Annotated in this window: 21 protein-coding genes; 9 read left to right on the top strand and 12 right to left on the bottom strand. The window is 69.8% G+C overall.

Annotation, left to right across the window (positions count from 1 at the left end; all coding sequences use genetic code 11):
* Positions 1–6: 6 nt before the first annotated feature.
* Entirely contained in the window at positions 7–735 is a 729-nt protein-coding gene (locus tag EV640_RS00105) for an Rv3235 family protein (protein ID WP_051500830.1), read from the bottom strand.
* Positions 736–849: 114 nt separating this feature from the next.
* A complete protein-coding gene (locus EV640_RS00100) occupies positions 850–1,824 on the bottom strand; it encodes a LysM peptidoglycan-binding domain-containing protein (RefSeq protein WP_133725409.1) in 975 nt (324 codons plus the stop codon).
* 141 nt (positions 1,825–1,965) lie between these two features.
* Here EV640_RS00100 and EV640_RS00095 point away from each other — a divergent pair, with 141 nt between their 5' ends.
* Positions 1,966–2,532, top strand: coding sequence for a hypothetical protein (locus tag EV640_RS00095; protein WP_036473698.1), 567 nt, complete (start codon positions 1,966–1,968; stop codon positions 2,530–2,532).
* A 19-nt stretch (positions 2,533–2,551) separates the two neighbouring features.
* On the opposite strand, the gene EV640_RS00090 is transcribed toward EV640_RS00095, so the two are convergent.
* Positions 2,552–2,809, bottom strand: coding sequence for a helix-turn-helix domain-containing protein (locus EV640_RS00090; protein WP_051500831.1), 258 nt, complete (start codon positions 2,807–2,809; stop codon positions 2,552–2,554).
* Between the two features lie 205 nt (positions 2,810–3,014).
* Here EV640_RS00090 and EV640_RS00085 point away from each other — a divergent pair, with 205 nt between their 5' ends.
* From EV640_RS00085 to EV640_RS00070, 4 genes are all read left to right on the top strand, one after another.
* Positions 3,015–3,752 (top strand): hypothetical protein, encoded by a 738-nt coding sequence (locus tag EV640_RS00085; protein WP_133725408.1) that lies wholly within the window; start codon positions 3,015–3,017, stop codon positions 3,750–3,752.
* Positions 3,753–5,186, top strand: a complete 1,434-nt coding sequence (locus EV640_RS00080) for a CpaE/TadZ family protein (RefSeq protein WP_133725407.1) — start codon at positions 3,753–3,755, stop codon at positions 5,184–5,186.
* Positions 5,187–5,276: 90 nt separating this feature from the next.
* Positions 5,277–10,109 carry an NAD-glutamate dehydrogenase gene (locus EV640_RS00075; RefSeq protein ID WP_133725406.1) on the top strand — a complete coding sequence of 1,611 codons (4,833 nt, stop codon included), beginning with the start codon at positions 5,277–5,279 and terminating at the stop codon, positions 10,107–10,109.
* 63 nt (positions 10,110–10,172) lie between these two features.
* Positions 10,173–11,840 (top strand): sensor histidine kinase, encoded by a 1,668-nt coding sequence (locus EV640_RS00070; protein WP_036474113.1) that lies wholly within the window; start codon positions 10,173–10,175, stop codon positions 11,838–11,840.
* A gap of 4 nt (positions 11,841–11,844) precedes the next feature.
* Here EV640_RS00070 and EV640_RS00065 read toward each other — a convergent pair whose 3' ends face one another.
* Positions 11,845–12,093 (bottom strand): WhiB family transcriptional regulator, encoded by a 249-nt coding sequence (locus EV640_RS00065; RefSeq protein ID WP_036474112.1) that lies wholly within the window; start codon positions 12,091–12,093, stop codon positions 11,845–11,847.
* A 422-nt stretch (positions 12,094–12,515) separates the two neighbouring features.
* Between EV640_RS00065 and EV640_RS00060 the strand changes: the two genes are divergently transcribed.
* Positions 12,516–12,968 carry a hypothetical protein gene (locus EV640_RS00060; protein WP_036474110.1) on the top strand — a complete coding sequence of 151 codons (453 nt, stop codon included), beginning with the start codon at positions 12,516–12,518 and terminating at the stop codon, positions 12,966–12,968.
* On the opposite strand, the gene EV640_RS00055 is transcribed toward EV640_RS00060, so the two are convergent.
* On the bottom strand, positions 12,959–14,365 hold the full coding sequence (locus EV640_RS00055) for a phosphotransferase (protein WP_084479381.1): 1,407 nt from the start codon (positions 14,363–14,365) through the stop codon (positions 12,959–12,961). The genes EV640_RS00060 and EV640_RS00055 overlap by 10 nt on opposite strands.
* Before the next feature lie 84 nt (positions 14,366–14,449).
* Between EV640_RS00055 and EV640_RS00050 the strand changes: the two genes are divergently transcribed.
* Genes EV640_RS00050 through EV640_RS00040 form a run of 3 tightly spaced genes read left to right on the top strand, consistent with a single transcriptional unit; the run spans position 14,450 to position 16,761 of the window.
* The gene (locus tag EV640_RS00050) at positions 14,450–15,604 is read left to right on the top strand and encodes a HAMP domain-containing protein (protein ID WP_166645819.1); all 1,155 of its coding nucleotides are present in this window, start codon (positions 14,450–14,452) and stop codon (positions 15,602–15,604) included.
* Between the two features lie 36 nt (positions 15,605–15,640).
* Entirely contained in the window at positions 15,641–16,105 is a 465-nt protein-coding gene (locus EV640_RS00045; protein ID WP_166645818.1) for a sensor histidine kinase, read from the top strand.
* Positions 16,102–16,761, top strand: a complete 660-nt coding sequence (locus tag EV640_RS00040; protein WP_036474106.1) for a response regulator transcription factor — start codon at positions 16,102–16,104, stop codon at positions 16,759–16,761. The genes EV640_RS00045 and EV640_RS00040 overlap by 4 nt, the downstream gene beginning before the upstream one ends.
* 58 nt (positions 16,762–16,819) lie before the next feature.
* Here EV640_RS00040 and EV640_RS00035 read toward each other — a convergent pair whose 3' ends face one another.
* The 7 genes from EV640_RS00035 to EV640_RS00005 all read right to left on the bottom strand — a co-directional run bounded on the left by EV640_RS00035 (position 16,820) and on the right by EV640_RS00005 (position 24,929).
* Positions 16,820–17,299, bottom strand: coding sequence for a hypothetical protein (locus EV640_RS00035; RefSeq protein WP_133725403.1), 480 nt, complete (start codon positions 17,297–17,299; stop codon positions 16,820–16,822).
* Between the two features lie 112 nt (positions 17,300–17,411).
* On the bottom strand, positions 17,412–18,473 hold the full coding sequence (locus EV640_RS00030) for a phosphotransferase family protein (protein WP_036474102.1): 1,062 nt from the start codon (positions 18,471–18,473) through the stop codon (positions 17,412–17,414).
* Complete coding sequence (locus EV640_RS00025) at positions 18,470–19,708, bottom strand: phosphotransferase family protein (RefSeq protein ID WP_161634788.1); 1,239 nt, start codon at positions 19,706–19,708, stop codon at positions 18,470–18,472. The genes EV640_RS00030 and EV640_RS00025 overlap by 4 nt, the downstream gene beginning before the upstream one ends.
* Positions 19,705–21,645 carry an ABC transporter ATP-binding protein gene (locus EV640_RS00020; protein WP_084479379.1) on the bottom strand — a complete coding sequence of 647 codons (1,941 nt, stop codon included), beginning with the start codon at positions 21,643–21,645 and terminating at the stop codon, positions 19,705–19,707. The genes EV640_RS00025 and EV640_RS00020 overlap by 4 nt, the downstream gene beginning before the upstream one ends.
* A complete protein-coding gene (locus tag EV640_RS00015) occupies positions 21,642–22,943 on the bottom strand; it encodes a glycosyltransferase family 4 protein (protein WP_036474099.1) in 1,302 nt (433 codons plus the stop codon). The genes EV640_RS00020 and EV640_RS00015 overlap by 4 nt, the downstream gene beginning before the upstream one ends.
* Positions 22,940–24,304, bottom strand: coding sequence for a glycosyltransferase (locus EV640_RS00010; RefSeq protein WP_084479378.1), 1,365 nt, complete (start codon positions 24,302–24,304; stop codon positions 22,940–22,942). The genes EV640_RS00015 and EV640_RS00010 overlap by 4 nt, the downstream gene beginning before the upstream one ends.
* Positions 24,294–24,929 carry a glycosyltransferase gene (locus EV640_RS00005; protein WP_133725401.1) on the bottom strand — a complete coding sequence of 212 codons (636 nt, stop codon included), beginning with the start codon at positions 24,927–24,929 and terminating at the stop codon, positions 24,294–24,296. Before EV640_RS00005 ends, EV640_RS00010 begins: the two co-directional genes overlap by 11 nt.
* Positions 24,930–25,076: the final 147 nt, after the last annotated feature.

Here is a 25,076-nt window from a genome sequence, read left to right as displayed (position 1 = left end):
GGGGGTTCAGCCAAGCTCCATCGCGACCACGCGCCAGCGCCGTCGGTGGGCTTCGATCCGCAGGGCGCAGGCCCGGATCCGCTTGCCGTCTCCGAATACGACCGAGACCTCCCACACGCCACAGACGAGGCGTTCGGCGCGCAGGTGCCCGAAGGTCAACGGCTGGGGGCGGGGAATGGTATGGGTTCCAGCGCCTCGATTCCCGGTGCCGGTCGCCGCTCCAGGCGAGGCACGGCGGGTCTCGGTCAGGAGCCTGGCGCGTTCGGTCACCTTCTGCTGCACCTCCGGATCGAGCCAGCGCTGCAGCTGGGCGGCCGGGCGCAGGCCCTGCAGGACCTCCGTGGTGACCTGGCACACGATGCGAGAGATCGCGCAGATCTGCCGTCGCTCCTCGCGGTAGCTGGCCAGCGTGGTGGGCGGCTCGCCCGGAGCTCCGCGCTCCGCAGCCGTTCCGCGCTCCCCGCGAAGCCGCCGCATCAGGGCTGGGACCTCGTCTTCGCGCTGCAGTCGATACCCTCCCCGCTCGGCGGAGCCCTGCCCTGGCCCCGAGGAGCCAGGCGCTGGGATGACCGTGGTGCGCCCGCGCAGCTGAGGATCCGCGTCGAGGAAGGCACGCAGCGAATCCAGCGGATCCTCACGCGCGTCACCCCGAGCCCGGTGCTGCGCGCCGTCCCGACCGTCGTTCCGGCCACGCGGCTGTGACGGCGGCTGCTGACCTGCTGGGTTCACTGACATGATCTCTCCCGAAGGTTCGCTGGTGCGGGGCGATGGTGCCTGGGTCGCTGATTCTGGGGTTGCTGTTCTTCGGATGCTGGATCTCGGGGTGTTTCTTCACCGGTGCCGGCCTGGCTAGGTGGCGGGAACGTTGAGGATCATCCCAGGCAGGATGAGGCCGGGGTCCGCGCCGATGCGGTCTCGGTTCTCGGCGTACCATTCGGGCCAGCTCGCCGCGATCTCCCAGTCCGTGGCGTCGGGGCCCAGGTGCTCTGCTGCAATGTCCCACAGCGAATCACCGAGCCGGACCACGATCTGTTCGGCCTCCGAACCCGGGCGGGTGGGAAGGCCGCCAAGCCGGTCCGGGTGCGGCGCCGGGCCCCCGGGGGTGGAGCGTCCTGGGTCGGTCTGGTCGGCGCTTCCTGGAGTGCCCGGGTCGGCCTCGGGTTCGGTGGTGTCGAACAAGACGGAGTCCGGCACGTCGTGCGGCACCTCATCCGCGTCGCCGTCGGTATCTCCGTTCGGATCCAGGTCCTTGTCGCCGTCGGCATCACCGCCTCGATCCTGGTGCGCTGCCCGCTCGAGCGCAGGGGCTGCAGGGTCCTCAGACCGGGGTCCCGGGTGCGGGAGGATCTCGGTGGGAGTGGTGGCACTCTGTACCGGCTCGCTGGCCTGGGAATGCTGCCAGGAGCCCGCGGCCATCGTGGTCAGCGCGAGCCCGGCTCCCAGGGCCAGCGCCGCACTGCGCCGCATGAATCCCGGGCTGAACCGCGCGAGGAATCCCTCGACCCGCCAGGCGCCGCACCGGCGGGCGATCTGTTGGGCGAGAATCGCCAGCACCGCGATCAGCGCGCCGCCGCTGATCAAGAGCCCCGAGGCCGCGGCGAGCAGGCCCAGCAGCGTCTCCGCGGCATCGATGCCGTGCTGGTTCGGCACCTGGCCGAGGCGTGTCCCGAGGTCAGGCTGCTGGTCAAGGATCGTTGCTCCGAAACCCCATAGGGCGGGGCCGCTGGCGATGAAGACCAGGCTCAGCAGCAGGTCCCCGAGCCGGTGGCGGGCACCGGTGTCTTCTGAAACCGGCGAGCCTGGAGATGCGCTGCGACTACCCATGATGTCGACCTGGTCCAATGTAGTGAAGTTTGTTTACGTTTGGTGTTTTTAGAGTGTACACAGCATCGACAGATCCGCGATAGAGCTGAGGCGGATCGTGTAGCCTCGGGCCGAGAAGCAGGTCGCGGAGATGGGACCGATATGCGTTGGGATGCACTGTTCGCGGACCTCGAGGCTCAGCTGGAGGCCGCACAGACCGCCGAGTTCGACGCCGCGCTGGCAGACGCGTCCCGACTGGAATCTTCCAGGCTGGAGTTCGCCGAACGCCTGCGTGCGCACCAGGACCGGCCACTGGTCCTGCAGGTCGTGGGTGGTCAGCGCCTACAGGTGCGAATCATGGCCGTGGGTGCCGACTGGCTGGCTGGCACGGCAGCTGCGCACAGCGTCCTGGTGCCGCTGGGCGGGATCCTTGCCGTGGACGGCATGGAACGCGCGGCGGCGCGCAGAGAACCCAGTGCCACGCGACGGCGACTCGGCATCACGGCTCCGCTGCGGAGGCTGGCGAGGGACCGGGCACCGGTCAGCGCCTTCGGAGCAGAGGGAGTCTTGGGTTCAGGCCTCATCGCCATGGCTGGGCGGGACTTCGTCGAGATCACCCCGGCATCGCAGGATGAGCGGCTGCGACGGGGTGGGGGAGAGCGGTCATCCCGGGTCATCCCGCTGCACGCAGTGGCCTGGTTCCGCAGCGAGCGGGTCGACCTCGACTAGCCGCAGGCTCCGTGCCGACTCAGGATCGTGCTGACCCTGCCTCATCCTGGGCCGGTGACGCGGGCTGAGCGGCCGGGGCTGCTGTCGCTCGTGAGGCCCGCTGCGCGGCGTACTGGCGCTCGATGTACTCATCGAGCTTCGACTCCTCAACGCGCCACTGTCCGCGACCCCCGATCTGGATCCCCTCCACATCCCCGGTCTTGATCAGCGCCCGGGTCTGCGACAGGGAGATGTTCAGCGCCTCCGCCACGTCGGGCAGGGTCAAGAACCGTCGCATCGTGAGCCTCCATGATTCAGCGTGACGTTTGATGTCGTTTCACACGATTCTCCCACGTTCCAAGGGCGGATTCCGAGTTCTCCCACACGGCAGAGGCAGAAACCCTTCTGCACAGCTTCTGCTCCACCCGTTGTCTTCTTGGGAGGCTGTACCTACGCTGAGGCCTGTGCGCCCGCGCTGGCGGGCCCTCAGCCAGGGAGAGATCATGCCTGAGTCGTATTCGCCGCCGAGCGCAGACTCCGGGCCGCGTCCAAGGACCCCCGAAGCCCCCAGATCCGGACCCGCCGCGCAGCGGCTGCGCCGGCCGAGCTGGCGAGATCCCCGGCTGTTGGCCGGCGTGCTCATCGTCGCGCTCTCGGTCTCCGGGGTGATCGCCCTGCTCACCGCCCAGAACCAGACCACCCAGGTCTACGCGGCCGACCGGCTGCTCACCGTGGGGGACCGGCTCAGCACCGAGGACCTGCGAGTGGTCCAGGTGCAGATCGACGAGCTCTCCGGGGCCTACCTCCTGGTCACCGAGGCGCTGCCCGAGGACACGGCATTCATCGCCCTGGTGGAGGAGGGCGAGCTGATCCCGCGCCGCGCGCTGGCCGAGGAGGACCCGCTGGGGCGACAGGCGCTGACCATCGAGGTGGAGCACACCCTCGCCCGAGGTGTGGAACCGGGACGCCTGGTCGATGTCTGGTCCGCCGACGCCGGGCCGCTGGGAGCCCAGGAAGAGGTCCAGGTGGAACAGATCGCCGCCGGCGCCCAGGTCTCGGTGATCACCGAGTCCAGCAGCAGCTTCGGGGCGCAGGATCGCGTCACCGTGGAGCTGCTGGTGGACCCGGCGGAGCTGCCGGCGCTGCTGGGCGCCACCAGCTCGGCCTCGGCCCTGTCCGTGGTCCCGGCGGGAGCCGATGCCGGCTCCGTCTCGGAACCCGCGCCGGAGGACGGGGCCTAGATGGGCCGGTGGGCGGTGGTGACCATGGGTCGGCTGAGTGTGGACCACATCGCAGCCGTCGAGGGTCTCCAGGGGCCCGTCACGATCGAACGCCGCTGCGCCGACCTTCCCGAGCTGATCGCGGTGTGCCGCGCCGGGCGGGCCGACGCCGCGCTGATCATCGGCGAGACCCAGCAGCTCACGGCTACGGTGCTCGGCGAGCTCCAGGCCGGTGGCAGGCAGGTCGTCGTGCTCTCACACATCGTGGAGGAGCGCAGCCGGTTGCAGCGGCTCGGAGCGCGCACCTTCAGCGACGAGGTCAGTCCCTCGGCGCTGGCGCGGGCGCTGCAGGGCCGCGAGCCGATCCATGAGACCGGCACAGGCTTGCCCGAGGCCACATGGGGCTCGACCTACGGGTTCCCCGCTGCGGCAGCCGAGCGGACCCGTGGCGCGGACCAGCTGACCAACGGCGCCTCGGAGCCAGCCGGGGCTCCTGCGCCGGCCGCCTTCACAGCCGAGGACAGCTCAGCCACCCCGGAGGCCTCTGCCACCCCGGACGTCCCGCCGGAGCCCGGCGGCGCGGCGCGGCGCACGTTGCCCGGCGCGGCGCCCGGAATCACCGTGGTCTGGGGTGCGCCGGGCAGTCCCGGTCGCAGCACGGTGGCGGTCAACCTCGCCGCCGAGCTGGTGCTGCAGGGCGCCTCGGTGCTGCTGATCGACGCCGACACCTTCGCCGCCTCGCTGGTGGCGCAGCTGGGACTCATGGAGGAGACCGCCGGGCTGGCGAGGGTCTGCCGCGCCGCTGACCTGGGCCGGCTGGACACGGCCGCGCTTGACGCCGCAACCCTCTCCGTACAGATCAGCGGTGCCCGGCTGGGACTGCTCTCCGGGCTGCCGCGGGCGCAGCGCTGGCCGGAGCTGCGGGAGCGCAGCCTCATCGCGGTGCTGGAGCTGGTCCGCAGCCACTATGACCACGTGATCATCGACGTCGCCGCCCCGGTCGAGGAGGACGAGGAGCTCAGCTTCGACACCGCTGCGCCGCAGCGCAACGCCGCCACGCTGACCTGTCTTCGAGCGGCTGATCGGCTCCTCGTCGTCGGAGCCGCCGATCCGGTGAGCTTTCCGCGACTGGTCAAGGCGGTGGAGGCCCTGGAGCTCGCCCTCGAAGACGCGCCACTGGCAGCGCCGGAGGTGATCATCAACAAGGTGCGCAGCGAGGTGATCGGGCGCTCGCCGCGGGATCAGCTCAGCCAGACCTGGCTCCGGCTCGGCCCCTCCGCCCAGATCCAGGCATTCCTGCCCTGGGATCCGGTCGGCTGCGACGCCGGGCTGCTGGCCGGGCAGGTCCTGGCCGAGGCCGCCCCGAACTCCGCGCTGCGGCGCAGCATCGCCCGGCTGGCCGGCGTCGATCTCTCGGTGCGCCGCCGCGGCCTGCGCGCACGGGGCAGAAGGTAGGCTGAGCGGCACAGGCAACGCGCCGCCTCCGACCCTCCGGGGTCGAGGACCACGCGTGCTGAAGAACCTGCAGAAAGAGTGAGAGCACACATGCCCGCCGAGACAATTCTTTGGACCAGCAACGACGCCGATCTTGAGACATTGACCGATGCGTATTTCGCCCATATCGCCAGCGAGGATCGCCACCAGGTCAGCGCAGACCGCCAGCAGCAGCGGGTGCGCGAGCACCTGCACCTCGCCGAGACCCGGACCGACTCCTCCCCGGTGATCCAGGTGGTCCAGGTCGGGGCTCAGAGCCTGGTCCAGGTCGTCACCGATGACATGCCGTACCTGGTGGACTCGGTCACCGCCGAGGTGACCCGCCATGGCCACGGCATCTCCCTGGTGGTGCACCCGATCCTGCTGAGCAGCCGCAGCACCGACACCGGCCATCTGGTCTCGGTGAAGTCCCTGCCCTCGGAGCACCGCGGCGTCTCCTCGGGGGACACCCAGACGCTGCCCAACCTCGCCGCCGTCTTCGACGAGCAGCACCTGGTCAAGATCGAATCCTGGATCACCATCGAGCTGGACCGGGTGATCCCGGAGCAGGACGCACAGACCCTGGTCGCGGGACTCCACAAGATCCTGCTCGACGTCAAGGCCAGCCACCGGGACCAGGACCGGATGATCGCCCAGGTCAAGGCCGCCGGCAGTACGCTGCGCGAGGCCAGCGACCTGCCCGAGTCCCGGGAGTCAGCCGACCTGCTGCAGTGGATGGGTTCCGGGAACTTCCTGTTCCTGGGCTACCGCGAGTACCAGCTCGCCGACTACCCCGACGGATCCGTCCACCTCGACCCGCTGACCGGGACCGGGCTGGGGATCCTGGCGGACCAGAACGGCAAGCCGATCACCCGACGCTCCACCGAGCTCTCCGCGGCCGGTCGGCAGCGCGCCGGGCAGCGCCGGGCCCTGGTGATCACCAAGGCCAACTCGCGCTCCACCGTGCGCCGCCGCACCTACATGGACTATGTGGCGATCAAGACCTTCCACTCGGACGGCACCGTCAAGGGTGAGCGCCGATTTATCGGGCTCTTCAGCGAGCGAGCCTACAGCGAGTCGATCGTGAACATCCCGCTGCTGCGCTCCCGGGCCGAGCAGCTGCTGCGCCGCTCCGGCTTCGCCCCGGACTCGCATTCCGGCAACGACCTGATGCAGATCCTCGAGACCTATCCGCGCAACGAGCTGCTGCAGATGGAGATCGACGAGATCGAGCAGGCCACCTGGCAGATCATGCAGCTTCAGGAACGACGCCGGGTCAAGCTGTTCCTGCGCCGGGACCACTACGGACGGTTCATGACCGCCCTGGTCTACCTGCCCAGGGACCGCTACAACACCGCGGTGCGCCGGCGCATCGAACAGGAGCTGCTGGACTACATCGCGGCGGATTCCATCGACTTCAACGTCCGGCTCACCGACTCGGTGCTGGCTCGGGTGTTCTTCCGGCTTCGGCTCGCCGACGACGCCGCCGAGCCGACCGGCACCCAGCAGGAGCTGGAACAGCGCCTGACCCGGGCGGTGCGCTCCTGGTCCGAAGGCATCGCAGCCGAGGCGGGGGACCGCTACTCCTCCTCCCACGCCAGCGCCGTCGCGGCCCGCTGGGGCGAGGCGTTCCCGGATGACTACCGGGTGCTCTACGAGGTCCCTGACGCACTCGCCGACGCCGCCCAGTTCGAGGCGCTGGAGGCGGCCGCCGCGCAGGGCCAGGCGGTGCCCCGGATGAGCTTCTACCGCACCGGGGACAACGGCGTGGCGGACATGCGGCTGAAGCTCTACCTCACCGAGCCCAAGACGCTCACCGACACCCTGCCGGTCATCGACGACTTCGGACTCGAGGTCCTCGACGAGCGGTCCTACACCCTGCAGTGCCCCGACGGAGCCACCTTCCACCTCTACGACCTGGGCCTGTTCTACCCCGAATCGGTGGACGCCGACGCCACCATCGGGCTGCTCCAGGAGGCCTACCAGCAGGTCCTGATCGGCCGGGCCGAATCGGACATCTTCTCCCAGCTGGTGCTGCGGCTGAGCCTGAGCATCCGCAGCGTGACCGTGCTGCGCGCCTATGCGAAGTACTACCGCCAGCTCGGCAGCACCAACTCCTACAGCTTCGTGGCGGAGTCGCTGCTGGCCAACCCCGAGATGGCCACCGCCCTGGTGGACTACTTCGAGGCCCGCTTCGACCCCGACCTCGACGGTGACCGGGACCAGCTCAGCGCCGCGGCGCGCGAGCGGGTCACCGAAGCGCTGGAGCAGGTCCGCACGCTGGACGCGGACCGGGTGCTCAGCGCCCTGCTGAACCTGATCGACTCCACGCAGCGCACCAACCTCTACCAGGACCGCGACTGGCTCTCGCTGAAGCTGACCCCGGCAACCATCGACGCGGCACCCGCGCCCCGCCCGGCCCACGAGATCTGGGTCTACTCGCCCCTGGTGGAAGGGGTGCACCTGCGCTTCGCCAAGGTCGCGCGCGGCGGGCTGCGCTGGTCTGACCGGCGCGAGGACTTCCGCACCGAGGTCCTGGGACTGGTCAAGGCGCAGATGGCGAAGAACGCGGTGATCGTCCCCTCGGGCGCCAAGGGAGGCTTCTTCCCCAAGCAGCTTCCCGATCCGGCCGCCGACCGCGCGGCGTGGGCGCAGGCCGGCCAGGATGCCTACAAGATCTTCATCCGGGCGCTGCTGGACATCACCGACAACCAGAGTGAACGTGACGGACAGATGGTCATCACCCATCCCGAGCGGGTCGTGCGCCACGACGGGGACGACGCCTACCTCGTGGTCGCCGCCGATAAGGGCACCGCCACGTTCTCCGACACCGCGAACGCGATCAGCAAGGAATACGGGCATTGGCTCGGTGACGCCTTCGCCTCCGGCGGGTCGGTGGGCTATGACCACAAGGCCATGGGCATCACCGCCCGGGGTGCCTGGGAATCGGTCAAGTCGCACTTCTCCGAGCTCGGCCTGGACACCCAGCGCGAGGGCTTCACCGTCATGGGCATCGGGGACATGGGCGGCGACGTCTTCGGCAACGGGATGCTGCTCTCCGAGCACATCCAACTGGTCGCGGCGTTCAACCACCTGCACATCTTCATCGACCCGGACCCCGACGCCGCGGCCAGCTTCGCCGAACGACAGCGGCTCTTCACCGCCCAGCGCTCCGGCTGGAGCGAGTACAACCTGGACCTGATCTCTGCCGGCGGCGGGGTCTTCTCCCGCACCGCGAAGACCATCGAGGTCACCGAGCAGATGCGCCGCCGCTTCGACCTTCCCGAGGCGCAGCAGCGGCTCACACCCCCGGAGCTGATCAACGCGCTGCTGAAGGCGCCGGTGGACCTGATCTACAACGGTGGCATCGGCACCTACGTGAAGGCCTCCACCGAGACCCACGAGCAGGTCGGGGATCGCGCGAACAACGCCATCAGGGTCGACGGCGAGGCGCTGCGCGCCCGTGTGGTCGGCGAGGGCGGCAACCTCGGACTCACCCAGGCCGGCCGGATCGAGGCAGCCCAGACCGGGGTGCTGCTGAACACCGACGCAATCGACAACTCCGCCGGAGTGGACTGCTCCGACCACGAGGTCAACATCAAGATCCTGATCGACCAGCTGGTGGAATCGGGTCATCTCGACGTCGACGAGCGCAGCGATCTCCTCAGCTCGATGACCGAGGATGTGGCCGCGCTGGTGCTGGAGACCAACCGGGACCAGAACGTGCTGCTGATGACCGACCGGCATCGGGTGGGCGAGTGGTCGCCCAGCTTCCAGCGGCTGATCAGCTGGCTGGAAGACACCGTGGGGCTGGACCGGGAGCTCGAGGTGCTGCCCACCGATGGGGTCTTCGAGGAACGCGCCGCGAATAAGCAGCGGATCCTCACCTCGCCGGAACTCTCGGTGCTCGCCGCCTATGCGAAGATCCAGCTCAAGGCGGCCCTCGTGGAGAACTCGGTGCCTGATGACGACTGGTTCGGGGTCACGCTCCAGCAGTACTTCCCGGCACCGCTGCGCGAGCGGTTCTCCGATCAGCTCGCCCGTCACCCGCTGCACCGCGAGATCATCGCCAACGTGGTCGCCAACGACGTGATCAACGTCGGCGGGGCGGCCTTCGTGTTCCGTGCCATCGAGGAGACCTTCGCCGCCGAGGAACAGGTGGTCCGGTCCTTCGTGGCGGTGCGCGAGCTCTTCGCCCTGGAAGACTTCGACGCCGCCATGCGTGAACTGCCGGTCGGCTTCGACCGGGACGCCTGGGCCAACACCTACCGGGACATGCGCCGGCTGTTGGATCGCGCGGTGCGCTGGTTCATCAACCATGTCAGCCGCGGCACCTCGGTCCGCGAGGACGTCGCGACCTACGCAGAACATATCGCCCCGCTCTACGGCGATCTCTCCAGCTACCTGCGCGGGGAGGACCGCGAACGGGTCGAACGGCTCCACGAGGAGGCGTTGGAGGCGGGCATGCCGGCCCAGCTGGCGACCTGGGTCTCGCAGCTCTTCGAGGCGTTCTCGCTGCTCGACATCGCCACCCTGGCTCGGGACCTCGAGCTGGACTCCCGCGAGGTCGCCGGGGTCTACTATGCGGTCTACGCCGACTTCAGCGCAGACTCGCTGCTGAACCGGATCACCAACCTGCCTCGTGAGGACAAATGGCAGGCTCTGGCCCGCGGCGCCCAGCGCGACGAGCTCTACGGCGCGATGGCCGACATCGCCGGGACGGTGCTGCGCACCACCTCCGCCGAGACCGCGCCCGAGCAGCGGCTCGAGGAGTGGAAGCAGGCCAACGGGGCCAAGCTGGCGCGAGCCGAGAAGCTCGTCGCCGAGGTGGACGCGCTCGCCGATGACAACATCGCCTCGCTGACCGTGCTGCTGCGGCACCTGCGCGGGCTGGTGGACTCGTGAGCCGACGTCGTTGCCTGGTCACCAGCGTGTCCAGCACCACCGCCTGCACCGAGGAGCCCTGAGATGGCCGTCTTCCAGGATCCGCTCATCGGGCACCGCCACCTCTCCAAGGATGACGTCGAGTGGCTGCACGCCCTGGTGGGGGACTGGCAGCTGCTCTCGGACCTGGCGTTCTCCGACGTGGTGCTGTGGTTCCCCCACACCGAGGAGGGGTTCCTCTCCCCGGAGGAGAGGTCCTTCATCGCGCTCGCGCAGGCTCGCCCCTCGACCACGCAGACCCTGATCCACCGGGACGTGGTCGGGGACCGGATCCGGGCGGATCTCAAACCGATGGTGGAGCGGGCCTGGACCTCCCAGGTGGAGACCAACTCCTCGGACCAGGGCCAGCCTTCCCCGGCGCGGATGCGGGTCCAGGCCATCCCGCTGATCCACCGCGGCCGCACGGTCGGGGTGATCACGCTGCATTTCGCTGTGGCCGCAATGCGCAGCCCCTCCCGGCTGGAGCTGACCTACCGGCGCTGCGCCGAGGATCTGCTGGTCATGGTGGCCGAGGGCCGCTGGCCCGACGCGAGCCAGGAGTTCACCGGCTACGGCGGAGCCCCTCGGGTGGGCGACGGGCTGCTGCGCCTGGATACCGAGGGCCGGATCACCTTCGCCTCGCCCAATGCGGTCTCGGCGCTGCTGCGCCTGGGCGTCTCGGACACTCTGGAGGGACGCTCGCTGGCCGGCATCGGGTCCGAGCTGCAGCGCGCCACCGGGGTGGCGGTGGATGAGTCTCAGCCGATGATGCTCACCGGGCGACGTGCGATGCGGGCCGAGCTGGAGGCCCACGGCGCCGCGGTGACGCTGCGCTCGATCCCGCTCTACCGCGCCTCCCGCAGCGGAGCTGGCGCGAGCTCCGCGGGGACTGCTGTGGCGCCTGTGCCGCCGACCTCGAGCCGCGGCGCCCGCGAGGCCCGCGGCGGAGAGCGCTTCGCCGCGCTGGTGCTCTGCCGCGATGTGACCGAGCTGCGACGCCGGGACAAGCAGCTGATGAGCAAGGACGCCACGATCAAGGAGATCCATCATCGGGTGAAGAACAACCTGCAGACCGTCTCGGCGCTGCTGCGGATGCAGTCGCGTCGGATGGACTCCCAGGAGGGCCGGGAGGGTCTGCGCCGAGCGATGCGCCGGGTGGAGACCATCGCGATGGTCCATGACTCGCTGTCCAAGGGACTGGAAGAGACGGTGGACGTCGATGAGCTGATGCGCCGCCAGCTGCACCTGGCCGCAGAGATGGCGCAGTCGGACCGGCAGGTGATCACCGCGCTGGAGGGCAGCTTCGGGCAGCTTCCCCCCGAGATGGTCACCCCGCTGGCGCTGGTGATCACCGAGATCGTCGCCAACGCGGTGGAGCACGGCTTCGGCCCGGATCCCGCGCGTCGGGAGCTGCATGTGAGCATGAGCGTGCAGCGTCATTCCGACGCCGCCGGACGTCAGCGCCTGGAGCTGGAGCTCACCGACGACGGGGTGGGGCTGCCGGAGCACGAATGGGAACCTGGGCTGGGGCTGCAGATCGTGCGCACCCTGGTTCGAGGAGAGCTCTCCGGCTCCATCGAGTGGGAGACCGCGAGCGATCCTGCCTCGGAGGCTGGCGCCGTCGCGGAGCCGGGCACAGAAACGGCGAGGACGGGGACACGGGTGAAGCTCCGTGCGCCGATCCTCGCCGCGTCGATGAAAACTGGAGGGTGAGGCCTCAGGAGGCGCGGCGAGCGCGTGCGGCCCGACGCTTGAGCGCCCGGCGCTCGTCCTCGCTCATCCCGCCCCAGACGCCTGAGTCCTGACCGGTCTCCAGCGCCCACTGCAGGCAGGTGTCCATCACAGGACACCTCCGGCAGACGCTCTTGGCCTCTTCGATCTGAAGCAGGGCCGGTCCGGTGTTGCCGACGGGGAAGAAAAGCTCAGGGTCCTTGTCCAGGCAGGCTGCTCGGCTGCGCCAATCCATGGGATCACTACTCCTAGGGCGCCACGTGGGCGCCGATGTTCGGGTCATTGGGCATTCAGCGGCGATTCCTCGACCGAGCCTCATGATGAGCTGCTCGTGAATGAGTCTCCAGGGAGTCACATCCGCTTCCAGGCGACAGAATGTGCCACGGTCCAGCTGTTCCGCAGTGCCTGGACGGATGTACATCTCCAGACCTCGGGTGAGGTGTTCTGCCATCCCGAATAAGTACGCCATCAACGTTGGCATGTTAACGGCTGGCAGACAAGACTTTGCGCGACTGAAATGACTCCGAAACAGTGTGTATTCTGTCACAGAATTCTCAGACTTCAGCGAACCCCCAGGTCAGGCGATTGAACCCCAGAATTCGCTCCGAGAGAGGGCCGAGGGACTCAGCCGGGTCGGTCGAGTGGTTCAATGGGGAGATGTCCTCAGATGACCCCGTCCAGCCGGATTTCAACGCCCCGCGACCCCCGCGGCGCTTCGTCCAGGCGCGGCCCCGACCGCTGGCGGTGTGGCTGATCTTCCTGATCCTCTTCGTCCAGGGCCTCGCGGTGGTCTTCAACGTGATCGCTTCCGCGGTGGCCTCCCCGCCGCAGGTGCTCGACGCCGCCGGTCAGATCGCCCTGGTGGTGCTCTACGTGCTCTTCGGACTGATCCTGGTCGTGCTCGGCTTCAGGATCTTCCTCGGCGCCCAGGGCGCCCGCACCCCGGCGATGGTGCTCCAGCTCTTGATCGTGGTGCTCTCCTTCAGCTTCTTCTCCTCAGGCGCCGTCCCGATCGGTCTGGCATTCCTGGTGCCCGCGGCGGTGGCGCTGGTGCTGCTGTTCATCCGCCCCACGCAGGTCTGGCTGAGCGAGACCGAGCCTCAGGACTGAGCGCGCGCTCCGGTCTGCCGTACCAGCTGCTCCGCGCAGCCCAGATGATGTTCGCGCTGATCCGGGCCGGAGGCTCCGGGCAGCAGTGAGAGCAGCACCGCTGCGGTGCGCGCACCGAGATCGGCCGCCTCGGTCTCGATCAGGCAGCGGGAGTGGAAGCGGCGGGCGAACTCTGGTACCGCGGCGTACCCGTGTGCGTCGAAGCTCGGCAGCACCAGCAGGTGTCCCAGCATGGTGGCGAGGTCATCGGCCCGGTAACCGGGACCGACCGTGTCTGCATCGATGAGTCCGCTCGGACGATGCGCCTCCACGTCCAGGAACAGGTTCGCCGGGTGGAAGTCCCCGTGCGTGGGCACCACCGGCCCGGGCCTCTCGCGCAGGCCGGCGGCGATCCGGATGCGCAGCCGCGCCACCCGGTCCGGATCAGCGCCTGCTGCCAGGGCGGAGGCCGCCAGAGCATCGAGCCGCTGAACCGGCGGCACCCGGGGCGGCATCTCGAGGCTCTCGGGGCGCAGCGTCTCCAGTGCGGAGATCAGCACCTCCGGGTCGGGCGGGACGGTCAGCTGGAGGTCAGCCTGTGCGGCGGGTCGGTAGAGCAGACTGGTCAGCGCCAGCCCAGGGGCCTGGTCTATCACCAGGATGCCGTCCCCGGCGTCGGCCACGGCGGGGATCAGCGGAGAACACCCGTGGCGTGCCAGCAGCTGCGCCGTTCGGGATGGCCTGACCACCTTCAGATAGACCACCCGCTGGCCCCGTGCGGAGGCCACCACCGCACGGTAGACGGCGCGGCGCAGCGGACGCAGCACCAGCAGCTGCAGACTCTGCAGCCGGCACGGCTCGCCGAGCAGACGGCTGAGTCGCGATTCCAGCTCGGTGCTGCCCAGAAGCTCGGAGCCCTCGAGACGTTCGGTCTCGCCAGGAAGCTCGGCGCCACCGGCTGCGGGGGAGTGGGTGGGCTGTTCCACCACGAGCAGTCCCGGCAGCTCCGGGTCCACCGGGTGCACCCACAGGTGCACCGTGCCCTGCGAGGAGTCGGCCCGGACCGCCCCCATGAGAGCGCGCTGCTCCGGGGTCAGCGTCACCGTGCTCGCCACCATGGTCAGCTCCGTGGGCGGCGTGTTGTCGTTCGTCGCGGTCAGTTCGATGGTCGCGGTCAGTCCGGTCGGCTCAGCGGCGCCGGTCTGCCTGGGTAGGGGTCCTGGAGGGGACCCCAGGGGTGCGGTGCACTGCACCCGGTACCGGGCTGAGACCTCGGCGCCGGGCCGAGCGTAGACCTGCTCCAGCGCCCAGCCGCTCAGGACGACGCCGGAAGACTCCAGCGCCTGCCGCAGCAGCGTCTCGGCCTCGGGTCCACACAGCACGCCCAGCAGATCACCGCGCGCCTGATGCCCATCCATGCCCTCATCCTCCCGCATCCAGATGAAAGAACTCTCATCGCCCAAGACCTTTGTCGGCGGTCCTTCAGTGAGAAACTGAGGTCCATGACCCACTCGAGCCCGCCCGACGACGCCGGGGCGACCAGCCCGCCCGACGCCTCGAGCCCGCGCCCCCGTTCCCCGCGCGGCTGGCGGCCGGTCCGGGTCAACGTGCGCATGAGGATCCTCACCGCCGTGGTCGGACTCGCGGCGCTCGCGCTCGCCGTCGCAGGCTACACCGCCTTCGCGATCCAGCAGGCGCAGGTCGAGGGTCGGATCGACGCCGAGCTGGCGGCCGATGCCGAGCAGTTCCGGGTGCTGCACGAGGTCGGAGTGGACCCCGGCACCGGCGAGCCCTTCACCTCCCCGGGTCAGCTGGTCCGCACCGCCATGGAGCGGATCATCCCGACCCGCAATGAGGGCATCGTGGGGCTGGTGGACGGGCAGGTGGCCTACACCTCCCCGGTCACTCCGGTGCGGCTGGAGGAGGACCTCGCCCTGCTGCGCGCGCTGGAGCCCCATGCCCTCAGCGACCGTGCCACGGTGGTCACGATCGAGACCGAGACCACCAGCTACCGTGCGGCCATCGTGCCGGTGCAGGGACGCGTCGCAGCGGAGGCGGCAGACCCCGCCGAGGATGAGGCTGCGGACGAGGCAGGTCAGGCGATCACCGAGGTGCCGCAGGTGGGCGCGCTGGTGATGGCCTATGACATCACGGCGGAGAAGCGTGTGTTCGCCGAGGGGTTCCTGATCTACGCCGCCGTGGCCCTGCTCTCCCTGGGTGTCGTGGCGATCGTGGGTGGGGTGATCGCCGGGCGTCTGCTCCACCCGGTGGGTGTGCTGGCCTCCTCGGCCCGGCATATCGGCCGCGAGGACCTCTCCGAGCGGATCCCGGTGACCGGCAAAGACGATCTGGCCGAGATGACCAAGGCGGTCAACGAGATGCTCGACCGGCTCCAGACCTCCTTCCGGGCCCAGGACCAGCTCATCCAAGACGTCAGCCACGAGCTGCGCACCCCGCTGACCATCGTGCGCGGTCACCTCGAGGTCCTCGACGTCGGGGACCAGGAGGATGTGACCTCCACCCGGGCGCTGACCCTCGATGAGCTGAACCGGATGAACCGCGTGATCGATGACCTCACCACGCTGGCACAGTCTGCCCGCCCGGACTTCATCCAGCGCTCGCTGACCGATCTCGGCACGCTCACCGACGAGGTTTAAGACAAGGCGCTGGCGCTGGGCCGGAACCGCTGGATCGTGGAGTCCCGCGGCGAGGGCCCCGCCTGGGTCGACCGGGAGCGCCTCACCCAGGCCTGGCTGCAGCTTGCGGCGAACGCGGTGAAGTTCTCCGCCCCCGGCTCGGTGATCGCGCTCGGCTCAGAATTCACGGCAGAGGATATGCGCATCTTCGTCCGGGACCAGGGTCAAGGGATCGCCGAACAGGACCAGGAGCGGATCTTCCTGCGCTTCGGGCGCACCGACCCGTCCAAACCGGGATCCGGACTTGGACTGCCGATCGTGAACGCGATCGCGCAGGCCCACGTCGGACGCGTGGAACTGGACTCGGCGCCCGGGGTGGGGGCGTGCTTCACTGTGATCATCCCGCTCACCAGCCCCGCCGCGGACCAGACTGACCCAGACCAGAGCTTCGAGCAGACCCCCGAGGACGACGGCGACACCGCGCCGCTGCCGCACCCCATCGACACCAGGAGTCATGGATGACCCAGATTCTGCTCATCGAGGATGAGGACCGGATCGCGTCCTTCGTGGAGAAGGGCCTGCGCGCGGCCGGCTATGCCGTGCTGCGGGGCGCCACGGCGTCGGAGGGCTTCGAATACGCGATGAACAACTCGGTGGGCCTCGCAGTCCTGGATCTCGGGCTGCCCGACGAGGATGGGCTGCGGCTGCTGGGCCGGCTGCGCGGCCAGGGCTTCGGCGTCCCGGTGATCATCCTGACCGCACGCAGCACCCCGGCGGACACGGTGGCGGGACTTGAATCAGGCGCAGATGACTACATGTCGAAGCCGTTCAGCATCGATGAGCTGCTCGCTCGGATCAGGCTGCGTCTGCGCGGCGGCTCGGCGGAGGAGCCGACCACCCTGAGCGCCGGAGGGCTCATCCTGGATTTGCATGCCCGTCGCATCAGGGCGGGGCAGAAGCATCACGATCTGTCCGCGCGGGAGTTCGCGCTGATGGAGACGTTCATGCGGCACCCCGGCCAGGTGCTCTCCCGGGAGCAGCTGCTGGAACGCGTCTGGGGCTACAGCTTCGATCCTGGGTCGAACCTGGTCGACGTCTACGTCCGGTATCTGCGGGCCAAGATCGGCGCCGGTGCGATCCGGACGGTGCGGGGCGTCGGGTACCGGCTCGAACTCTGAACCGTGCACAGGTCACGTCGCGCGCGATTCCTCCGGCGCAGCACAGCCTCGAAGCGGGTCAGCTGGCCGCGGAGGGGGCCGACCAGCTCTGCGCAGACACCGGGCTGGACCAGGACTGGGCAGAGGCCAGCGGAGCCTGCTGCTGGTAGGTCGAGGGCGGTGCGGGGGCGACCGTGGTGGGTGCAGGAGCCTGCGGCGGCACGTACTCCGGGGCCGGTGCGGTGCTGCGCGGAGTGCTCGGTGCGGGTGCGGCGGGGCTGGACGTGGGACTGGCGCTTGCGCTCGAACGTGAACTGGGAATCGGACTGGCACTCGAACGCACGCTGGGGCTGGCACTGGCGTCGTCCTCGCTGGAGCTCGGGCTCGGTGAGGCAGACTCACGCTCAGCAATGGGGGCCTCGCTCGGCGAGGCCACCTCCATGGCCGGACCGAGGTCCTGACCCTGGTCGGGACCTCCCAGGCCGGCGACGGCGGCCGTGCCGCCCAGAGCGACGATGCTCAGCGCCCCGGTGATGATCCATCCTGACTGCCTGGCCATAGTGCCCCGTCCTCTCACGTCTCTGCTCTGATGCCTGATTCTCTCTCCTGGTTCCATTCTGGGCCGTGCCGGTGAGCGTCCGGTGAGACCAGGATGAGAAGATTCTCATCTTCTACTGGGACCTCGCGGCGCGCGCTCGCAGCAGCGCAGCCACCCCGCGGTAGGTCGGGCGCACGGCGTAGACGCAGCCCAGCCGCAGCACCGCGGCCCGCTCATAGACCGCCAGCGCGTCGGGCGGCACCGCGAGTCGATCCGCTGCGGCATCGACCGCTGAGGTCACGGTGTCGGCCTCGTGGGACTGCCAGAGTCCCTGCATCCGCCGGAGCAGGGCGTGCGCCCGGAGGTTCCCGAGATCCAGCGCCGGGTCCGCGAGGCACGCGGTGTCCACATCGAGCAGGCCCGGACCGTTCTCCGGGGTCCACAGCAGCTGCTTGTCGTGGAGGTCTCGGTGGGCGGGCCGCAGCCGCGCCTCGGGCAGCTGCTGCAGTTTCACCGCCACCTCCTCCACCAAGGCCGGGAGCGGCTCGGCCGGGTCGAGGTACGGCCCTACGAGGTGGGCCCAGCGGCGCAGCACCGCTGCCTCATCCTCTGCGGCATGCCGCGGGACCTCCGGAGACTCGGCAGATCCGCCGCTGGTGATCCGGGTGAGGCCCGAACCGTCGCCCGAGCTGCGGACCGCCTGGGTCCAGGCGCTCAGCGTCTCGGTCCAGGCCAGTCCCCAGTGCGGGCCGGCGAGCATGGCAGGGTCGTGCAGGCTGGTCCCGGCCAACTCGGCGAAGGTCACGCAGGAGTCATCCTGGGAGAGGACCTCGGGGGTGCGGAACGAGTGCGTGAAGGCGCCGGCGCTGCTGACACCGTCCAGGATCGCGGCGGCTCGGCCGCGGCGCACCACCTTGATGAACTCCGCGCCGCGGCGCACCACGGCGCGCTTGCCCGGTCGATGTGAGACCACAGTGCCGGACCCGGCGAGACGCTCGAGGCTGGGCAGCCGGGGGTCCGTGCCGACCGGCTGCAGCCGGGCACCGTCGTGATCCCAGAATCCGGCGCGGCGCTGCCCGGCGTCCTCGCATTCGATCGCGAGTCGGGTGTCCTCGGGCACCGGCCAGGCGCGGGTGACGCGGAGGGAGCGGCCCGATTCGTGGATGAGCTCGGGGGGCAGGTGCAGGGTGCTCATCGGTCCAGGGCCTCCTCGCCGAGGGTCAGGGTGCGTTGGATCAGGTCGGGCCAGCGTGGATCCCGGACCCGGAACGGGTCCGGTGCGGCGTGCAGCTGGGCGTAGGCCTCCCAGACCGCGGCCCGGGCCGGGTCCGCAGCGCGTCGGCTGAGGTAGCCGGTCTGAAAGTCCTCGATCAGGATGTTGCGGTGCAGCCGGCGGCAAGCAGCGGCCCAGCTGCCGAGATCGCGCATCGGGTCCCCGGTGGTGGCGCGATCGAAGTCGATGAGTCGGATCTTATGGCTCCCCGGTGCAGCGAGCACCACCTGATCGGGGGAGAGGTCGCCGTGGAGCTCCGCGGTGAGGCTGGGCCCCATGTCTGAGAACCGGTCCTGGATCCGCTCAGCGAGTGCGTGGGCCTGAGGCCCCAACCACGGGGCGATCAGCGCGATCGATGCGGCGGCCGTGACGGTGTCCGTGGGAAGCGGGGTTCGGCGCGAGACGAGGGTGAGCCGATGCAGCGTGCCCAGCGCCTCCCCGGCGGAGACGGTGGCCGGGCCATAGGGCTGGCTGCTGAGATCGGCCCAGCCCCATAATGGGGCCCACAGGGCGGTGCCGCGGCTGCCGACGGGGGTGCTGTTCACCAAGGGCAGCCCCAGGTCCCGCCAGCGCCGCGCCGTCGCCAGCGCGGTGCCGGTGGTCCCTCGGGAGGCGACCCGGAGAACCTTCTCGCCGCGCCCACCGGCGGGGGGCACCACGGCCACCACCCGTCGGCGCGGGTTGTGCCGCAGGATCTTCCAGGGCTGGATCGTGCCGGGCTCCCGTTTTTCGCCGGGTCCATGGTTTCCGCAGGACTCCTGGTTCAGGGCACGGCGGGCGCCCTGAAGGTCCTTGGCCAGGACCGGATCAGACCAGAGGCTCCCGCTGAACAGGTAGGGCTGGTGCTGCGCATGCACGAGGAACGGCAGTCCCTCCCGTGCCGCCCCGGCGTCGTCCTGGGCGCGGTGCCGGGCCTTGCCGAGCTTGTCCGGGTCCAGGGTCAGCATCGCCCAGCCGGATTCGGACTCCGCGGTGGTGAACGCGGCGACCACCGAATGTCCGGGCTTGATCCGGACCCGGGAGATCGTGGCCTGCTGGCCCAGCACGGCAGAGAGCTCCGCGGAGTCCAGCAGCGTGCGCGCTCCGGGCAGCTGCACGGCCCGTGCGGCCGCCTCGTCGGCGTCGGTCCACATCGCGTGGGGCTGGGGCTGGCTCATCGGCTCACCCATTCGGTCTTCTCTGCCGTGCGCGGCGCAGTCGCCGAGGCAGCTGGATCGTCGGCCTCGGATGTTGTGGCCTCAAGTTCTGTGGCTTCGGGCCCTGCGGCCTCAGGTCCCGCGGCGCTGCGCTGGCTGGCCGCCCACTGTGCCAGCTGGGAGCGTGGATCAGCGAGCAGCTCCGCCGGACTTCCGTCCTCGTGGATCCGGCCGTTCTGGAGCCACAGCACCCGGTCCAGACCCTGGATCATGCTGATGTCGTGGGTGATCGCCACCGTGGTGCGTCCCCGGGTCAGTTCGCGGATAGATTCTTCCACCACGCCGCGCGAGGCCGGGTCCAGACCGGTGGTCGGCTCGTCGAGCAGGATGATGGGCGCATCGCGGACCAGTGCCCGGGCGATCGCCACCCGCTGACGCTGTCCGCCAGAGAGCGTGTCTCCGCGGTTGCCCAGCTCGGTCTCATAACCTTCGGGCAGCGTCATGATGAACTCGTGGGCACCTGCCCGCCGGGCGGCCTCCTCGACCTCCTCGTCTGAGGCGTCCTGCCGTCCGTACCGGATGTTCTCCCGCACCGAGGTGCTGAAGAGCACCGACTCCTGGAGCAGGACCGCGATGTTGCCGCGCAGGTTCGCTCTGGTGACGTTGCGCGCGCAGTACCCGTCGACCAGCACCGAGCCGGAGTCTGGATCCGCGAGCCGGAGCAGGTACCCGGCCAGGGTGGACTTCCCAGCGCCGGAGGGCCCCAGCAGTCCCACGCGCTGGCCCGCGGGGATGGTCAGGTTCAGCTTCTCGAACAGCGGCGTGCCACGGTGATCGTTGGCGCTGATGTTCCAGAAGGTCAGCTCCCCGGTGGCGCGTCCCAGCGGGAAGGGTCGGGCCGGGTCCTGGATCTCGATCTCTTCATCGAGCAGGTCCGCGATGCGTTCCCCAGAGGCGGTGGCGCGTGCGATCCGACCGGTGTACTTGGCCATGTCGCGCAGCGGCTTCATCGCGATCTTCAGGTACATCAGGAAGAGCACCATGTCTCCGGGGGTCATCGACCCCTGCAGGACTTGCCACCCTCCGAGTCCAAGGACCACGGCGGTGGAGATCCCCACCAGCAGATCGGTGGACCGTTCCAGCTGCGCCGCGAGCCTGCGGGCGCGGATCCCGGCGGTCAGCGCCTTGGCATTTCCGGCGGCGAACCCTGAGGCCACGGTGTCTTCCAGACCGTAGGACTGCACCACCCGTATCGCGCCCAGCGCCTCGGCTGCGTCTCCGACCAGCTGGCCCTCGCCCTTGCGGGTGGTGCGAGAGGCGGAGGTGATCTTCGGGCTGAGCACGTGGCTGAACAGAAGGTACCCGGCGCCGGTGAGGAGCACGATGATCGCGAGCACGGGATTAAGGATCAGCACCACGATCAGCAGCGTGAGCAGGGTCAGCAGGTTGCCCACCATCGGCAGCCCGGCGGTGACGGCGACCTCTTGGAGCCGGCCCATGTCCCCGACCAGGCGCTGCGAGGTGTCACCGATCGAGGCCTTGGAGTGATACCTCAGGGACAGCGCCTGGATATGGTCGAAGACCCGGGTGCGCAGCCTCGTGGCCACCTTCACCCCGGTCTTCGCGAAGGCGATCGTGGAGGCGTAGCTGCAGAATGCCCGGCCGCCGACGATCAGCGCGAGGGCGAAGGCCCAGAAGACCAGCATCCCCTCCACGTTGTGGCTGGAGTCGATGGTCTCGTTGATCTGCGCCCCGAGCGCCTCGGTGACCGCGTCCACGGCGAACTTCACCGGCCAGGGTTCGAGCACCCGGAAGGCGACGTCGCCCAGCAGGGCCAGCAGTCCCACGGTGATCAGCAGCTTGTGCTCCCCGAGGTGCGGCAGCACCATGCGCAGGGTGCGGCGCAGTCCCTGGCGGTGCAGGGTGCGGGAGGCCTTGGCCTCGGAACGTCTGCTCATCGCTGCGCCACCTTCTGGGCCGGGACCGCTGCGAGCACGTGCTGCGCGCGCATGCTCCAGCTGTGCTGGGCCTCCACGAGTCGGCGCCCAGCGGTCCCCATGTCAGCGCGGCGCGCGGGATCCTGGATCAGGCGGATCAGCGCCTGGGCAAGCGCTTCCACGTTGCCGGGCGGGACAGTGATCCCTGCCGGCTCGGCATCGCCGTGGAGCAGCTCGGGCAGCTCACCGACTGCGGAGGCGATCACCGGCACGCCGGCGGCGAGGTACTCGTAGACCTTCAGCGGAGAGAAGTAGTGCTCCGCATCGGGAGTGGGGGCGGGATAGGGCGCGCTCGCGATGTCCACACCAGCCAGCAGCTTCGGCACCTGTGCCGGAGACACCGGTCCGGTGAACTCGACGCGCTCGCCGAGGCCCAGCTCCGCGGTGAGGGACTCCAGTCGCTGCCGCTCGGGCCCGCCGCCGATGATCCGCAGCCTGAGCACACGCTGCAGCTCCGGGGCAGGCGCGAGGACCTCGGCGAACGCCCGGAGCAGCAGATCGGTGCCGTGCCAAGGCTTCAGCGTGCCGAGGAACCCTATGGTCACGGTGTCCAACAGGTCGGCGGGCTCCGGGTCGGCGGGCCTCGGGTCGAACGGCCCGGGGCCGACCTGTGCAGGGCTGAACCGTCCTGCCCTGAACCGGGCTGGCCTGAACCGGGCGGGGTCGACCCCGTTGGGGGTCACGCGCACCACCGGAGCCGCCTCATGGACAGCGTGATGCTCGGACAGCAGCCGGCGCGCCCACTCGGCAACCGGTGCGGAGACGCAGGAGAGCAAATCCGCCTGGGTGAAGCTCTCCAGGGTGGCGGCGGCGGCGGTCTGCTCGTCATGCAGGACTCGGTGTCGCCTCTGCTCATCCAGCAGCGGGGCGTTGACCTCCAGCACCAGCGGGACGCCACGACGACGCCGGGCCGCGGCACCTGCGGTGGAGAACAGTGAATACCGCTCGTAGAGCAGGTCGAAGCCGCCCTCTGCGGCGAGCTCGGCCATCCTGCCGGCGACCCGGACGACGGCGGCCTCACGGGCCGCGGCGCCCTTGACCCCGGACACCGGGACCACGAACACCGGCAGGTCCCCGAGGTCCTCCGGGACCGAGGCCGAGGTGGGATCGTCATGCTTGTCCCCACGCTTGGTGCAGAAGACCGTCACCTCGTGCCCGAGGGCGCGGAAGGCGCGGATCATCTCCTGGGCGTGCACGCTGGCCCCCTTGGAGCCGAAGATCCCGATGCCGGGATCGGGGAGCAGATAACCGATTCTCATGCTGATTCCTTCACTGCTGCGAGGGGCTCCTGCGTGACCGGAGACTCTGGGTCTGCGACCAGGGCTCGGAGCCTGCGGGCCTGAGCTAGCGAGTCGAAGCTCTGCTCGATCATGGTGCGTGCCGCGTCGAGCATGGGCAGGTGGTCTGGGTCCTCGGTGATCGCTTCACCCAGTGCCGCGGTGAGCGCGTCGAGGTCCCCGGAGGGCACCAGCCACCCGGTCTGTCCGGTGCGGACCACCTCGCCCACCGCGGTCACCTCAGCGGCCACACAGCGGATGCCGCGGGCCATGGCTTCGAGCAGCACCGTGGGCAGACCATCGGCATTGCCGTCGGCGCCGATGACGAAGGGGGCGGCGAAGACGTCATGGGTGCCCAGCAGCTGGCCCACCTCCTGCTGGGTGCACGGGCCCAGCAGCCGGACCGAGGCTCCCAGACCGGCCTCGTCGACCTGGCGCTGCAGCTCGTCTCGCAGCGGTCCGTCCCCGGCGATGTCCGCCTGGACCGCGAGGCCTCGTTCCTGGAGTCGGGCGACCGCCGCGATGAGCAGGTGGAACCCCTTCTTCTCGACCAGTCGGCCGATGCCCAGGATCCGTGCTGGGCGCCTGGTGCCGTCGTGAGGCGGCGCCGAGGCGGGCCCGAGTCCGGGGGCGAACGGGAAGCGGGAGAGCTCCAGGCCGTTGCGCACCAGGTGCAGCCGGGTGGTGGCGGCCGGGAACCGGGTGCGCAGATCCTCGAGGTTATAGCCGGAGATGGTGATCGCATGATGCGCGTCGGTGAGCTTCACGGCGAGCTCGGACTCGTCCACGTCCTGGTGGAAGATGTCCTTGGCGTGGGCGGTGAAGGAATACGGCAGGCCGCTGATCCGCGCGGCCAGCCGGGCCACCGTGGTGGCGATGGAGGCGAAGTGAGCGTGCAGGTGGGTGACCCCGGCCTCCTGCGCCGCGCGGGCCACGGCGACCGCCTGCTGTGCGTCATCGTGGTTCGCGGCGAGCATCTCCAGGAGGCTGCGTTGCAGCCCCTCCGCCAGCATGGGTGACTCGGCGGCGAGGCTCAGCTCGGTCCAGAGCCGGGCGGGGGAGGAATGACGAGGCACCTGGATGACCGGAGCCTTCACCCGGGCGAGCTCCGGATGGAAGCGGGCATCGGTGCTGGGTCGCAGCGAGAAGATCACGAGCTGCTCCCCGGCGGCTTCCCGGGCCAGGATCTCCGAGACGATGAAGGTCTCGGAGAAGCGGGGATACATCTTCAGAACGTAGCCGATCACGGGATTCCTCGGGAGGCTGGAGCGCTCGCCGATCGTGGGCCGCGCCGTCTCGAGGGGGCGCGGGTCGGACTTCTGGTCTGGGTGCTCAACGGACATGGGATTCGATCCTCGCTTCGGCGGCTGGGGGAGACAGGGGGGTGGCGGCGCCGAGCGCCGCCGCGGAGGCCGGATGCCTCGGGACCGGACGCGCCGTGAGTGAGAGCTCTGCGGCGGCCAGGGCCCCGATCCGGGTGAGCCCGTCCAGGTCCACGGCGCTTCGATCGCACCGCCGGGTCACCGCGCCCGTGAGCCACCGGCCCAGCGTGCGGGCGCTGAGGTCCTCGAGCGCAAGGGTGTCGACGGCGCCCACGGCGGCCAGCGCCGCAGCCCGGCGAGGCTGTTCGGCGCGACGAGTGGCGCGCGGCACCAGCAGCGCCGGCGTGGTGGTGGCCATGATCTCGGCCGTGGAGTTGTACCCAGCCATCGAGACGACGGCGGCGGCCTCGCGCACCAGCTGCGGGACATGAGGCGCCAGCCGGGTGACCTGGATCTGGGCCGCGTCGGGGGAGGCCGCGACGGCCTTCTGCACCCGGCTGTGGTCTTCCGGCGGCATCTGCGGTCCGGTGAGGATGATGTGCCGATGGCCGGCGGGGACCCGGGCCTGGGCCGCGGCCAGGGCGAGCCTGCCGCCGTCGGATCCTCCGCCGACCATGGAGAGCACATAGGGCCTCGGTGCCCGCACGCTGGAGTCGGAGAGCTCATCGGTGGGGCGTCCGTGGCTGAGGTAGCCGGTGTGGGCTGACCCCGTTTTTTAGATCCAGTCGTTGTGAGAGTCGTCTTGTTGCCCGAGTCCTCGGGCGGGAAGACTGGTCAGATCATGACGAACACC

Origin of the sequence: Nesterenkonia aurantiaca (genome assembly GCF_004364585.1) — a bacterium.
Lineage (GTDB): Bacteria > Actinomycetota > Actinomycetes > Actinomycetales > Micrococcaceae > Nesterenkonia > Nesterenkonia aurantiaca.
The sequence above is the reverse complement of the archived record's forward strand: the minus strand, read 5'-3'. Positions and strand labels throughout refer to the sequence as shown.